The sequence below is a fragment of the Rhodosalinus sp. FB01 genome (assembly GCF_041365715.1).
Taxonomy (GTDB): domain Bacteria; phylum Pseudomonadota; class Alphaproteobacteria; order Rhodobacterales; family Rhodobacteraceae; genus Rhodosalinus.
On sequence record NZ_JBGFSH010000003.1, the window covers coordinates 1 to 13108 of the forward strand.

Consider the following 13108-nt stretch of genomic DNA (forward strand, 5'->3'; position numbering starts at 1 on the left):
ATCCTGAACAGAGCTAACCAATAAACGCGGACTCCAAGGGGAGCAGGTCACGATATCTTGATCCCCGGCGGAAAAGATGGAAAAGAACAACACCGATGCGACTAAGCTGATGGAAAGCGTTCAGCAGGATTACATCCGGAAGTTGGCCAAGATGTCACCGGCTGAAGAGTTGGAAAAAGTCTCTGGTGCTCAAGGAGAAGGGTCCACTGACCAAGGACGAGTTGGTCAATCAGAAGAGCAAGCTTATGGCGACGTGAAGCTGGCCGGCAGGCCTGAGTCCGCAGACGGGCCTTTAGCGCTTCGTGCGGCGCCATTGGGTCACCGGCTCCACCGTATGAGCGTAGGGGTGTTTCTGTTGCGGTCGGCCGCAGATAGGGCGAGGTTGACTGGCGGGCACGTAACGGAAGGACAAGAATATGGAAACGATGGCGGCCGCAGAGCTCTACGAGAGGATTGCCTTACCGGCCCTGTCGATACCGGCCAGCGCCCTGTTTCTCATCGTGGTCCTGCCGGCGGCCGCGGGCCTTGGGTACCTCGTCGGAAAAATGGCGCTGCGACGCGCGACGGCGGCCGGACACGACATTGACCACTCAGCAGGAGAGGTCACGCTCGGCGGCATCATGGCGCTGCTCGGGCTCATCCTTGCCTTCACGTTCGGAAATGCGCTGTCGACATTCCAGGACCGAAGCAACGCGCTTCTCGATGAGGCGAATGCGATCGGCACTGCGTTCCTGCGAGCCGAGCTCCTTCCCGAAGCCGAGGCGCAGGCTCTGCAAACGGCTCTGCTCGACTATACCCGGACACGGCTCTTGCCCGAGGGAGGCGCCGGCAGCCGCGAGGATCTGGTCGCCTTTCTCGACCGCACGCTGGAGGCGCAGTCCGCGCTCTGGCCGACGATGCTCGAGGCGACGACCGATCCCGTGCAGCCACCCATCCGGACCTTCGTGGCTGCTTCCGTCAACGATGTGATCGACGCCCATGCGGTCCGGCTGCAGACCTTTTCGGTCTCGCTGATGGGTGTGACGCAAACGGTCTCCCTGTCGGTCGCACTGGTGGCGCTCTTCATGCTCGGCAATCGGTCGGGCAGCCATGGCAGGAAGCTCACGTGGCGAACGTTCCTCTTTTCGGCCACCTTGCTGTTGGTGATGATGGTGATTCAGGACATCCAGCGCAGTGAACAGGGTTTCGTGACTACGGACCCCACGCCGCTCCTCGTCGCCCTCGCCGACATGGAAGCCGTGCTGGCCGAAGAGTAGGGTCTCCGCCCGTCTCTTGCGTCAACAGCGCCTCGGTCGGGTCAGGATCGTGGTTGGTTTCCGCTGGAACAGGAAGCCGACGAGGCCTCGGCATGGTCGGACGAGCCGGCGTCGGACCGGAGACTTCTGCTCCTTGCCCGCTTCCACGTCAGAAACCGCGAGGCAGCGCCCATGTCGACGGAATGTCACCGCCGCCCTCGACGGAATAGCGGCTGCCGGTCTGGAAAAGCAAGGGGTCGCCGGAGATCCGTCCGGCAGCCAGCCCTTGGCCGAGTTCGAAAGAGGCGGCCTGGCGAATGAGGGGAGCGGGCACATGAGAGAAGACCGTTGCCAGGTGGTCGATATCGCTCGCAGAATTCATTCGCATCAGGACCAGGTTCTCGCACTGCGAAAGGACGTTGACGTGCAATTTTTGTGGACGTTGGGTCACGAGCAAAAGATACAGCCCGAACTTGCGTCCCTCCGCCGCGATTGCGGCAAGGTCTTCGGACGCCATCGCCTGAAAACGATCGGCTGGGCTCTGAGGGCAGACGTTATGGGCCTCGTCGATAACGAGCAGCGTGGGTCGTCGATCGTGACGGTTCGACCAGAAATGCGCGACGATGCTCGCCCCCATCATCGAACGCTCACCGGACGACGGAAGGCTCCCCAGATCGAAGACGAGGGCACGCCAGTCCTCGGGCACGAGATCCGCCATGGCAGGCTCTCCCGTGGGCGCCCATATGACGAGGTCTTCCACATCGAGGTTCTCGATGCGGATTGCGAGGTGGCGAGAGCCATCGTCGAACATCGACGCTGCCCGCTGGCGAACGTCGCCCAGCGTGTATTCGGTGGTGCCGATCTCGCGGACGATCCTGCGAAACACGTTGTACTCGCTGGCGTCCCGGATCGGGTCCAAGTTCAGGACGAGCGCCTGTTGCGCGATGGGCAGCCGCCCAAATCGCGATCGCAACGGCTTCTGTCCCGGCCGCGCCCCGTGAATACCGAGCCCGCTCACTGCCGCCTGATAGCGTTCTGCAATGGCGGCGTGGGCGGCGCTGTCCGCGCCCGCCTGACCGGGTTTGCGAAACCTGCCCAGACCCACGTAATCCGAGTTCGGGTCAAGCACGGCGATCCGCAGATCCGTCTCCAGCAGCAGACGCTCGAGGATCGCGCCGAGCGAGTAGGTCTTGCCGGACCCGGACTGGCCGCAGACGAGGGTGTGCCGGCCGAAGCCTGCGGCCTGCAGCGTTGCCGGCAGGCCGCCTGCAACCCTGCGCATCGTGCCGATCTGGAGGCCCGCCTTGCCGGCGCGCAAGCTGTCGAGATGGGCCTGCACGATTTCTGACTCGGCCGCGGCAAGGCGCGCCGATCCGAAGGCGGCCGCCGCCCCGCCGATGATCCCGTTGCCAGCCGTCACGGCACGGATCGCGCCTTGTCCTCTGATCTCCGTTATCTCCGGCCCTGGCTGACCGGCCGCGATGTCGATGATCTGGCCCAGGTACGAGGCGTCGCCATCAACGTCCAGGCGGACATACCCACCGACGTCCAGCCCGGCGCCGACGCCCGCGGTGAATTGAAACCAGTGCCCGTCGATCGAACACGCCAAGCCGTGTGGTGTCATGAGATCGATGATGTCCTTGGAAGCATCTTCCCCCGGGGAACAGGCCGAAAACGATTCAAGAGCCCGCGCGTATCATGTCGACGTTCCCAAGGAACGCGCGGGGTTGCTGACCACGTCATTACGTGCCGTGGCTTTCCTACGCGCTGTCGTTCTGTGACAGCTGCTTGAACACGTAGATCGGCAACAACATCGCCGCGACGAGGCTCCCGAGCCAGACGAGCAGCGTGGCGGCCAGCCAGTTGGCGATGCCCCCGATCTCCATGCCGCTCATCATGATATTGGTCGCGAACAGGCCGACCGATATCGTCACCAGCGCGATGGCCCCCATCAGTTGCGGAAAGTTCTTCATGGATATTTTCACGATCAAGGGTCCAAGAACGGTCTGGATCAGCGAAAAGATCGCAACGGCAATAACGAATGACAGCGGGTCGACCACAAAACCCGGCAAGAGGATGATCGCGAAAAGCAGGCCGATCGCGTTCGCGGCCAGGTAGGCGACAGTGGAAATCAGGAAACGGACCAAGATAGTGCCTCCGGGTTCAGGGCTGATTACGCATTGGGGCGAATGATGATCTCGACCCGGCGGTTCTGCTGGCGGCCTTCGGGCGTACTGTTGCTTGCCAATGGTTGGGTTTCGCCGAGGCCGATGGCCCGCACCCGCACCGGTGCGACGCCCTGCTGGACCAGGATCGCTCTCACCGCCTGGGCGCGGCGTTCCGACAGACCCTGATTGTATTCGGGCGACCCGGTATTGTCGGTATGGCCGAAGACGCCCACGGTACTGTCGGAGTATTCAATCAGGTTACGCGCCAGCGCGCGCAGATCGGCCTGCACCGAAGGCTGGACCGCAACGCTGTCGGAGTCGAACAGCAAACCGCCGGGCATGGTCACGCGAAGGAACTCGCCCGTGTTCTCGACGATGATCCCGTCATTCTCGAGCGATGACCGCAGATCTTCCGCCTGCTCGTCCAGCATTGCCCCGATCATGCCGCCGGCCATCGCACCCGCCGCAGTCCCCAGCGCGGCATTGCGCGCGCCGTCCTCGTCGTCGGAGGCCGCACCGAGAACTCCTCCGAACATTCCGCCCAAGATTGCGCCGCGTTGCTGTCGTTCGCCGGCTCCTTCGCAACCGGCCAGAAAGAGTGCCGAGGCTGCCGAGATAACGAGAAATCTAGATTTTCTTCTCATCATGCGTCCTTGGGTTCGTTTATCTGTCCGGGACATCGCCCGTGGTTAGGTGTTGAGGATGCGCGCCTTCTGGGTCGCGAATTCCTGTTCGGTCAGAACACCTTGCGCCTTCAGCGCGGCGAGCTTCTCGAGTTCGGCCGCCGGCGACGTCCCTGCGAGGCCGCGGATGTATTCCCTCTGGGCGTCCTGGAACTGCTTTGCGGATTCGATCTGGTTTTCCTGCATCCGATCGCCCCGCACTATGATGTAGGCCAAAACGCCGAGCCACGGGATCAGGATGATGAACAGAACCCAGAGCGCCTTTACCACGCCGCCGATATCCCTGCTTCTGAAAACGTCAGCCAGAACCGATATCACCACCCAGATCCAGGCCAGCATCAGGAAAAGCCAGAAAATTGACCAGAAAATGTCAAAAAAACCGAATGTCTCTTCCATCGTTCATACCCCTGTCATTCGAATTCACGCAGGCGGGATGCCAGCGCTTTCTCTAGTCTGCGCAAGAAACGATGCGCAGCGTCTCACTCAGCCTCACCCATGGGTTGGAGGCTTTCTTCGACTGCCTTGGAAAGCTCGGTCCAGGCCGCCACGAGACCGGCGTTCAGTTCGCCCCATGCACTGTCCGCCCCGGCCTGTAGGGCGCCGACCCGTTCGGCCAGACCGACCAGAGCGGACTGCAACTCAGCCAAGCGCGCGTTGGCGTCTTCCTGTGCCGCCTCCGTCATTTCCGCCCACTCTTCGCGCATTTCTCGCTGACGCTCGGCGATGGCTGCATCCATGTCGTCAAGCGCCGCCCGTGCATCCGAAATCGCCGCCTCGCGCTGGGCTTCGGAATAGGCCGCGATGGCCTCCATCGCCTCGGCGACCTGCGCGCGCACGTTGTCAAGCGCGATTTCCGGATCTGTCTGCGCGGTGACCGGCCCGGCGAGGGCAAGGGAGACACAGCCAGCCATCACGATCTTGGCAAGCATCGCCGGTTTCTGAGGGAATGACATTCGCGTTTCCTTCTTTTCCGATTTCAAGCGGGAACATTTGGCATCTCGGGCGAGTTGATCAGCCTGTGGATGACAGCGCCCAAGGCCGCACCGATCAGAGGCGCCGCCCAGAACACCCAGAGTTGAGAGAGCGCCCCGGTCTCGGCGAACATCGCCGCCGCCGTGGAGCGCGCCGGGTTGACCGAGGTGGTCGACACCGGGATCGAGATCAGGTGGATCAGCGCAAGGCCCAGCCCGATTGCGATTGGCGCGAAGGCTGCGAGCGCGCCCTGCGAGGTCACGCCCACCATAATATCGAGGAACGCGGCGATCAGTACGACCTCGATCAGGATCACCGGCATCAAACCGTAGCCGCCCGGCGACAACACGCCATAGCCGTTTGACGCGAAACCGCCCGCCGTCCAGTCTAGGGCGCCCGAGGCGATCACGAAAAGGATTCCGGCGCCGGCGAGGCCGCCCAGAACCTGCGCGATCCAGTATTGCGCCATCTCGCTCCAACCGAACTTGCCGGCCATCGCCAGGCCCAAGGAAACGATCGGATTGAAATGCCCGCCAGAGATGTGACCGACGGCATAGGCCATTGTCAGAACAGTCAGCCCGAAGGCCAGTGAGACCCCCAGAAGACCGATGCCGATTTCGGGAAACCCGGCCGCGAGGACCGCACTTCCGCATCCGCCGAAGACGAGCCAGAAGGTGCCGAAGAATTCGGCAGCAAGCCTGTTCATGATTTATACCTTCGGTTCGGCGACGTCTGCGATGTCTCCGGACCTTCGCACTGTTCTTCGAAGCCGGCTTGCGGTCTCTTCCCGGGCTTCAAGTCAGCTGCTGCGGGCTGCCGCATCGCAACGCGTGCGCTGCGCTGCCTTGGCTCAGCTTCAATCCGGAGAGCAAGCCACGGTAAGCCCGAAGAAGTCCTTTCCTTCATGCTCCGCGGTTCCTTGCTGCGATTGACATACTTCGTGATGCTTACCCTAGGTCCTAAAGGAATATTGTTCCCTCATGCTCAATTGGGCGAGTTCTGTAGGGAGCGGTGATTTTGCTGGATGGGATGGGGTGGCTGGCGCGGGCTTCGCCAGAGTTGCGATCTGAGATTGCGCGACGCTGCGACCTGATTGCGGCGCAGGAGATGCGCTCGCTCTACCGGGCAGGCGATCCCGCCAGCGGGATTTTCGGGGTCGTGTTCGGCCGTCTGGACGTGCATCTGCCGCACTGGGGCGGCGAGCGTTCGCTGGTGCATGTTCTCGGGCCCGGGTGGTGGATTGGCGACATGGCCGCCATTTCGGGCGAACCGCGTCGCCTGGATGTGTCGATGCAGGGCGATACAAGGCTGATGCGTCTGAGCAGAGCCGAGATTGGGCGCATTTGCGACCGGTTCCCTGAAATGCAGAGGTGTCTCCTAGCGATGATGGCCGCGAACATGCGCACGCTCATCGAGGTCGTGGAGTCCTTGGGATTCTCTGACCCGACGAGCCGTGTCGGAGCGTGCCTGTTTCGGCTCGACCGGACCGGGCCTGGCTGGCAAGGCCGCATTCCCATAACACAAGGTGAACTCGCTGCCATGGCGAGGCTGTCGCGGCGCCGGACGAACGCCGCACTCAATACGTTGGAAACATCCGGCTCGCTGCGCCTGGGTTACGGGGAGATCGAAATCCGAGACCGCCGCGGCCTCCGAGCGCTGATCGAGGACGCCGACCCTTGCCGCCAAGCCTGAAGCGGCAATACTCCGGAGAGCCCCGAACCCGTCGGAGATCTCCTGTCCGCCCAAGCACACTCCGCGATGGCACACTTGTGCAGTCGACCGTGCAATCAGCGTGCAATCAGGGTGACCGGCGATGCAGCCGTCAGGAATTCGGAAGCCAGACAACGAGCTGGATTGGTAACCGACCAGCGACCGTCCGCTCCCGGTCCCATCCCCTCCGCCACCAAACGCGACCGGGATCGAAAACGGGTGCGGAGCCTTCCAGCGGGATTGGTGGACGTTTAGACCCGGCGCAGCGGCGCCGGGACATTTTGGTTTCGGCGCAGTTATTCCCCGATCGAGTCCGGACCGACGCCGACAAACCCGGTGAACATGCCGTTGTCGTTGGCGAGGCCCTCGGTTGGGACGGGCTGGATCACGTCCCAATGCTCGACGATCATGCCGTCTTCCATCCGGAACAGGTCATAGAAGGCGTTGGTCGTGCCGTTCCATTGGCCTTCGCTGACGGTCAGGACAAAGTTGCCCTCGCCCAGCACCGCGTGGATCTCGGTGTATTGGAACATGTTGCCTTGCGCCGCCAGCGTTTCGACGGCCTCGATGATCCCTTCAAGCCCGTCCGCGATCATCGGGTTGTGCTGGGCGTAGCTTTCAGCGCTGATATAGTCCGTGATGCGTGCGGGGTCGCGGCCCATCAGCACATCCTGGACCAACGCGACGGCCAGCGCCTTGTTCGCCTCGGTCTGATCCAGATCCGTGGCCTGGGTGGGGCCATCGGTCTGCGTCCGGCCGCTGACCGTTTCCGAGACCAGGGGCTGCAGCGCGTCCCAGTGTTCGGCGACCCGTCCGTTCTCGTCCACGCGGATGATGTCGAAGGCCACCATCTCGGGGGCACCGAACGGCTCGGCATTGCGCCAGATGTTGTGCATGAAAACGAAGTCGCCGTCCTGGAACATGCGGACGTTCTCGGCCGTGGTTCCGGCTTCGGCCAGCACCGGCAGAAGCTCGATGAACGGCTCCAGCCCGGTCGGGATGAAGGGGTTGTGCTGGATGTAATCCGGGTTCGCCAATTCGCGGATCGTGTCGATGTCCCCTTGCGAGACGGCGCCCAGGAAGGTTCCGACGACTTCCTTGTTCGACATGGTGTCCTCGGCAAGGGCGCCGGTCGCGAGGGCGACGGCGGCGGTTGTGGCAAGAAGGGTCTTTTGCATGGGTCAGGTCCTTTCGGGGGACGGGACAGGTTGAAAATGCGCGGAGATGTGCGCGTCGAACCGTGCGAAATCGCGGTCGAGCTCGGGGTTCTTCATGACGTCATGGGCGCTGAAGGTCGGCAGCGGCGTCATGCCGAAAAACTTCGCGTTCAGATGAACCGGCGCCAGAAGGTCATCGAGGCTGATGCCGGCAAAGAACGGCTCGGCCGGGTCATCAAACGCCTCGGAGGGCGAGTTGAGCGTGCAAGACAGCATGTAGGTTGTGCCCGTGAGCGTCCCGCCCATGCCGTAGTTCTTTTTCGGGGCGTCGGACGTGCGGCCATCGCCATTGCACATCCGCCCGTCCATGCCGGCCGTGTAGACCTCGTCCATGTATTTCTTGAACGACCACGGCGCCCCCATCCAGTTGACGGGAAACTGCATGATGACCGTATCGGCCCAGCGATGGTTCTCGATTTCGGCATCGACATCGTAGTCTTCGGCCGAAGCCGTGATGCGAACCGAGTGCCCCATGTCAGTCAGGATGCGCGTGGTGCGCTCAACGAACGAGGCGTTCAGTTGGCCGGGGGCAAAACCATAAGGCTGTGCCCCGTTCAGGATGAAAACATTGCTCATCGCAACTTGGTCCTTTCAAGGGTGTGGATGTTCTGCGCCAGGTCCGCTGTTCGCGCCTGTGATGACCGTACTTCCCGTCCGTGCCATGGGTCGTTTCCCGGCTTGCCCGAAGTGTTACCAACTGGTACGAATAACGATGGCATCCCGTCAAGATATAAAATACCATACGGTAACAAAATGAGTGATGAGCACCCGAGACCGGCGCGTGGACGTCCCCGGACGATGAACGCCGACAAGGTGCTCGACGTCGCGATGACCGCCTACTGGCACAGCGATCCGGCCGATGTGTCGGTCAATGCGATCTGCCAGTTGGCGGGCATCTCGAAGCCCTCGCTCTACCGAGAGTTCGGAAGCGAGGACGGGCTGTCGCACGCGGTGCTCGACCGCTATGCCGACCAGGTGCTGTCGGAGATGTTCGCGATCCTGCAGGCCGGCAAGGGGTTGCGCCAGACGCTTGACGCGCTCGTCGACTTCGCCAGCGACGATCCCCGGATGGAAACCGGCTGCCTGTTCTACAAGATGCGCGCGGGCAAGCATCGGCTGGGGCCGGAGACGCGGGCGCGGGTGGAGGAGATCGACGCGGCCGGGCAGGCTGCCTATGCCGCATTCCTGCAATCGGCCCGCGATACCGGTGACTGGCAAGGCGGGCTGCCGGTCGAGGCCGGAGCAAAATATCTAAGTGAGCAGATCGCGCTTGCCATTACCCAGCGTGCGTCGGGCGAGGACAAGGCCCGCATCCGCGAACTGCTGACCCTTGCGCTGTCGGTGTTCGAGCGAGGATGATGGATTCGAGACGAAGGCTCATTGCGGTTGACGGAGGTGAACGCGCCACCTCGTCAGCAAGCGCAGGCAGGACGCCGAGAATGGTCCGTTCATTCTGCAGTTTGAGCTGGAGAACGTCTGATCCCGGTCGCGTCCCCTCCGCCAACGCGACCGGCATCCAACATTCGGTGATGACCTGCGCCCCTTTGAGTCCGCGTTTATGGATCAGGTCTGTTCAGGGTTTGGTCCTCTCTTGACCGTTGGTGATACTCCCGCGTGGCTTTGTTGCGCAAATGTCGAGGGGGGGGACCCATCTCGTGAATCCAGCGTGGTAGCTGGTCTGCATGAGCAGACCGATCCCGCCGAGCTACAAGACCAAGAACTGGCCAGCCTACAACGAAGCGCTGAAGCAGCGCGGCTCCCTGACGATCTGGTTCGACCCGGACATGGCGTGGGTGCCACCGCCAACCGGAAAGCGAGGCAGGCAGCCGCAGTATAGCGATGCCGCGATCCAGACGTGCCTGACGATGAAGGTGCTCTTCGGCATGGCCCTCCGGCAGACGACCGGGTTTGTGGAGAGCCTGCTCCGCTTGGTCGGCCTCGACTGGACGGTGCCGGATTTCAGCACGCTGAGCCGACGCCAGAAGACCTTGGCCGTGACCATCCCCTACCGCGGCTCGCAGGGGCCGCTGAACCTGCTGATCGACAGCACCGGCATCAAGGCGGAGGGCGAAGGCGAATGGCACGCCCGCAAGCATGGTGGCGCGAAACGCCGTCTCTGGCGCAAGATCCACATCGGTGTCGATGAACAGACGCTGGAGATCCGCGCCATCGAAATCACCGGAAGCAACGTTGGGGGTGCGCCCATGCTGCCCGAGCTGCTCAGCCAGATCCCGGCTGATGTGAAGATTGGCTCCGTTACCGCCGCCGGGGCCTGCGACACGCGCAACTGCCACGATGCCATCCGGGGCAGAACGCGCGCCAGCCTTCGCGCGGATGCGCAACGCGAGCACATGGCGCGTCGAGTTCGGTCTTCTCGGCGGTGCCACGACAAGAGGTGGCGCCGCGCACCCGGCCGCGCCCGATTGAGCGGGGATCGCCCCTGGTGGGCACGCGGCCGACCATCGGACGCCACGCCGCGGACGTGCCCCATGAAAACGCCGCGGTCACGGGTCACTGTTCCGTCATGAAACTGCAACTCCCCTGTTGAGAAAGCGTGGCAAGGGGTGCGACGCAGAATGCACCGCAGCGGACATGTCCCGATGTTCGGTCCCGTTTTCCGGCGCTGTGCCGCCATTTTCGTTCTCGCCGGCCTTGCCGGCGGCCGCGCCGCGGCGGATCCCCAGTCGTTCACGGCCACGCTCAGGGCACATGCGGTCCTGCCCGCGCAGTCCTTCGTGCCCGCGCCACCGGACGCGCCGGCCCTCTTCGCGATGTCCGGCCGCTTCACCGGCGGCGCGCGGACGGAGTCGCTCTACGCGCTTCGAAACCCGGCGACCGGCCTCGCCCGCCCCTTCCCCGCAATGGCGTTGCAGGGCTTCTCCGGCATACGGAGCCTCGGCGACGACCGTTTCCTGATGCTCACCGACAACGGCTTCGGCTCCAAGGCGAACTCGGCCGACGCGCTGCTGATGTTCAGCGTGCTCCGGGCGGACTGGGAGGCGGGGCGGCTCGTGCCCGAGCGCACGGTCTTCCTGTCCGACCCGGACCGCGTCGTGCCCTTCCCGATCGCCACGGAGGCCACGCAGACGCGCTATCTCACGGGCGCGGACTTCGACCCCGAATCCATCCAGCCCGTGGGCGACGGCTACTGGATCGGCGACGAGTTCGGGCCCTGGCTGCTGGAGGTGGACGGCGCGGGCGCGGTCCGGCAGGTGATCGCCACCGCGCCCGGCGGCGATCTCATCCGCTCGCCCGACAATGCCTTCGTCGCCGCGCCCGACCCGGGCGCCGACCTGCCCGCGGACGTCGTGGCCCCGCGCTCGGGCGGTTTCGAGGGAATGGCGCTCTCCGAGGACGGCCGGACGCTCCATCCCCTGCTCGAGAAGCCGCTTTTCGATCCGGCCACGGGCGGGCCGGAGACGATCGACGGACGGCCCGTCCTGCGCATGTTCGAGTTCGACGCCCTGACCGGCGAATGGGGGGGCGCAGTGCGCTACTACCCGCTCGAAGACGTCGGCCACGCCATCGGCGACTTCAACATCGTCGACGGCACGCGCGCGCTCGTCATCGAGCGCGACGGCGGCCAGGGCGATCCGCGCGAGGGCTGGCCCGCGCGCCCGGCCGGGTTCAAGCGGATCTATCTCGTCGATCTCGCGCGGACCGATCCGTCGGGGGTGCTCGAGAAGATCGCCTACATCGATCTCATGGCGATCGCGGATCCGGCAGGCGTCGCGCCCCACGGCACGATCAACGACGTGTTCGCGTTCCCTTTCGTCACGATCGAGAACGTGGACCGGGTGGGGCCGGCCCGGATCGTCGTGGCCAACGACAACAACTACCCCTTCTCGGTGGGCCGCCAGCAGGGCCGGGCCGACGACACCGAGATGATCCTGCTCGAGGTCGGCGACTTCCTCGCCGCGGAATGAGGCGGGGGGCCTGCGCGACGGGGGCGGGCCCGGCCCGTCCCCCTCTCAGGTGTTGAAGAGGAAGTGCAGCACGTCGCCTTCCTTGACGACGTAGGCCTTGCCCTCGGCGCGCATCCGCCCCGCCTCCTTGGCGGCCTGCTCGCCGCCAAGCTCCACGAAATCGTCATAGGCGATGGTCTCGGCGCGGATGAAGCCCCTCTCGAAATCCCCGTGGATGACGCCCGCCGCCTGGGGCGCGCGGGTGCCTTCGCGGATCGTCCAGGCGCGGGCCTCCTTCGGGCCCACGGTAAAGAAGGTCTGAAGGTGCAGCAGCTCGTAGCCCGCGCGGATCAGCCGGTCTAGACCCGGCTCCTCGAGCCCCATCTCGTCGAGGAACATCTCGGCCTCCTCGGCGTCGAGCTGGGCGAGCTCCTCCTCGATGCGGGCCGAGATCACCACCGTGCCGGCGCCCTGCCCCGCCGCCATCTCGGCCACGCGGGCGGACTGCGCGTTGCCGTGTCCGGCCGAGCTTTCCTCGACGTTGCAGACGTAGAGCACGGGCTTCGCGGTCAGAAGCTGGAGCGCCTTCCACGCCTTCGCGTCCTCCTCGTCCACCTCGACGAGGCGCGCGGGCTTGCCCTCCGACAGCATGGCGAGGGCGGCGTTGAGCAGTCGTTCCTGCTGCACCGCCTCCTTGTCGCCGCCGCGAACCTTCCGCGACAGGCCCTGAAGGCGTTTCTCTATGCTTTCCATGTCGGCGAGCATCAGCTCGGTCTCGATGGTCTCGGCGTCGGCGACGGGATCGACGCGGCCCTCGACATGGGTCACGTCGTCGTCCTCGAAGCAGCGCAGCACATGGGCGATGGCATCCACCTCGCGGATGTTGGCGAGGAACTGGTTGCCGAGCCCCTCACCCCTCGAGGCGCCCTTCACGAGGCCCGCGATGTCCACGAAGGTCATCCGGGTCGGCACGATCTGCCGCGAGCCCGCGATGGCGGCCAGCCGGTCGAGCCGCGCGTCGGGCACGGCGACCTCGCCCACATTGGGCTCGATCGTGCAGAAGGGGAAATTGGCCGCCTGCGCCGCGGCGGTGCGGGTCAGCGCGTTGAAGAGCGTGGACTTGCCCACGTTCGGCAGCCCCACGATTCCGACCTTGAAGCCCATGCGCGTCCCTTCCCTAGCGTGACGGCGCGTGTCTAGGCAGGAAGGCCGGGCGGC

13 protein-coding genes and 1 pseudogene are annotated in these 13108 nt (G+C 64.3%); 5 read left to right on the forward strand and 9 right to left on the reverse strand.

Annotation, left to right across the window (positions count from 1 at the left end):
- The first annotated feature begins 416 nt into the window (after positions 1 to 416).
- Positions 417 to 1256, forward strand: a complete 840-nt coding sequence (locus AB6A65_RS04885) for a hypothetical protein (RefSeq protein WP_371037249.1) — start codon at positions 417 to 419, stop codon at positions 1254 to 1256.
- 148 nt (positions 1257 to 1404) lie between these two features.
- On the opposite strand, the gene AB6A65_RS04890 is transcribed toward AB6A65_RS04885, so the two are convergent.
- From AB6A65_RS04890 to aqpZ, 6 genes are all read right to left on the reverse strand, one after another.
- Positions 1405 to 2859 carry an ATP-binding protein gene (locus tag AB6A65_RS04890; RefSeq protein WP_371037250.1) on the reverse strand — a complete coding sequence of 485 codons (1455 nt, stop codon included), beginning with the start codon at positions 2857 to 2859 and terminating at the stop codon, positions 1405 to 1407.
- 136 nt (positions 2860 to 2995) lie between these two features.
- Positions 2996 to 3382 carry a hypothetical protein gene (locus tag AB6A65_RS04895; protein ID WP_371037251.1) on the reverse strand — a complete coding sequence of 129 codons (387 nt, stop codon included), beginning with the start codon at positions 3380 to 3382 and terminating at the stop codon, positions 2996 to 2998.
- A 26-nt stretch (positions 3383 to 3408) separates the two neighbouring features.
- Positions 3409 to 4047: an OmpA family protein gene (locus AB6A65_RS04900; protein ID WP_371037252.1), complete on the reverse strand. Its 639-nt coding sequence runs from the start codon at positions 4045 to 4047 to the stop codon at positions 3409 to 3411.
- Between the two features lie 45 nt (positions 4048 to 4092).
- Complete coding sequence (locus tag AB6A65_RS04905) at positions 4093 to 4482, reverse strand: SHOCT domain-containing protein (protein ID WP_371037253.1); 390 nt, start codon at positions 4480 to 4482, stop codon at positions 4093 to 4095.
- A gap of 83 nt (positions 4483 to 4565) precedes the next feature.
- On the reverse strand, positions 4566 to 5039 hold the full coding sequence (locus AB6A65_RS04910) for a hypothetical protein (protein ID WP_371037254.1): 474 nt from the start codon (positions 5037 to 5039) through the stop codon (positions 4566 to 4568).
- A 23-nt stretch (positions 5040 to 5062) separates the two neighbouring features.
- Positions 5063 to 5767, reverse strand: a complete 705-nt coding sequence (gene aqpZ, locus AB6A65_RS04915; protein ID WP_371037635.1) for an aquaporin Z — start codon at positions 5765 to 5767, stop codon at positions 5063 to 5065.
- A 302-nt stretch (positions 5768 to 6069) separates the two neighbouring features.
- On the opposite strand from aqpZ, the gene AB6A65_RS04920 reads away from it, so the two are divergent.
- Entirely contained in the window at positions 6070 to 6750 is a 681-nt protein-coding gene (locus AB6A65_RS04920) for a Crp/Fnr family transcriptional regulator (RefSeq protein ID WP_371037255.1), read from the forward strand.
- Between the two features lie 314 nt (positions 6751 to 7064).
- On the opposite strand, the gene AB6A65_RS04925 is transcribed toward AB6A65_RS04920, so the two are convergent.
- Complete coding sequence (locus AB6A65_RS04925; protein ID WP_371037256.1) at positions 7065 to 7946, reverse strand: nuclear transport factor 2 family protein; 882 nt, start codon at positions 7944 to 7946, stop codon at positions 7065 to 7067.
- 3 nt (positions 7947 to 7949) lie between these two features.
- Positions 7950 to 8561 (reverse strand): NAD(P)H-dependent oxidoreductase, encoded by a 612-nt coding sequence (locus AB6A65_RS04930; protein ID WP_371037257.1) that lies wholly within the window; start codon positions 8559 to 8561, stop codon positions 7950 to 7952.
- A 222-nt stretch (positions 8562 to 8783) separates the two neighbouring features.
- On the opposite strand from AB6A65_RS04930, the gene AB6A65_RS04935 reads away from it, so the two are divergent.
- The 3 genes and pseudogenes from AB6A65_RS04935 (at position 8784) to AB6A65_RS04945 (ending at position 11911) form a co-directional block, all read left to right on the forward strand.
- Positions 8784 to 9344: a TetR/AcrR family transcriptional regulator gene (locus AB6A65_RS04935; RefSeq protein WP_371037258.1), complete on the forward strand. Its 561-nt coding sequence runs from the start codon at positions 8784 to 8786 to the stop codon at positions 9342 to 9344.
- A 323-nt stretch (positions 9345 to 9667) separates the two neighbouring features.
- Positions 9668 to 10399: pseudogene (locus AB6A65_RS04940) on the forward strand (IS5 family transposase); the annotation flags it as partial.
- Between the two features lie 186 nt (positions 10400 to 10585).
- Positions 10586 to 11911 carry an esterase-like activity of phytase family protein gene (locus tag AB6A65_RS04945; protein WP_371037259.1) on the forward strand — a complete coding sequence of 442 codons (1326 nt, stop codon included), beginning with the start codon at positions 10586 to 10588 and terminating at the stop codon, positions 11909 to 11911.
- A gap of 45 nt (positions 11912 to 11956) precedes the next feature.
- Here the strand turns inward: AB6A65_RS04945 and ychF are convergent, their stop codons facing one another.
- Positions 11957 to 13054 carry a redox-regulated ATPase YchF gene (gene ychF, locus AB6A65_RS04950; RefSeq protein ID WP_371037260.1) on the reverse strand — a complete coding sequence of 366 codons (1098 nt, stop codon included), beginning with the start codon at positions 13052 to 13054 and terminating at the stop codon, positions 11957 to 11959.
- Positions 13055 to 13108: the final 54 nt, after the last annotated feature.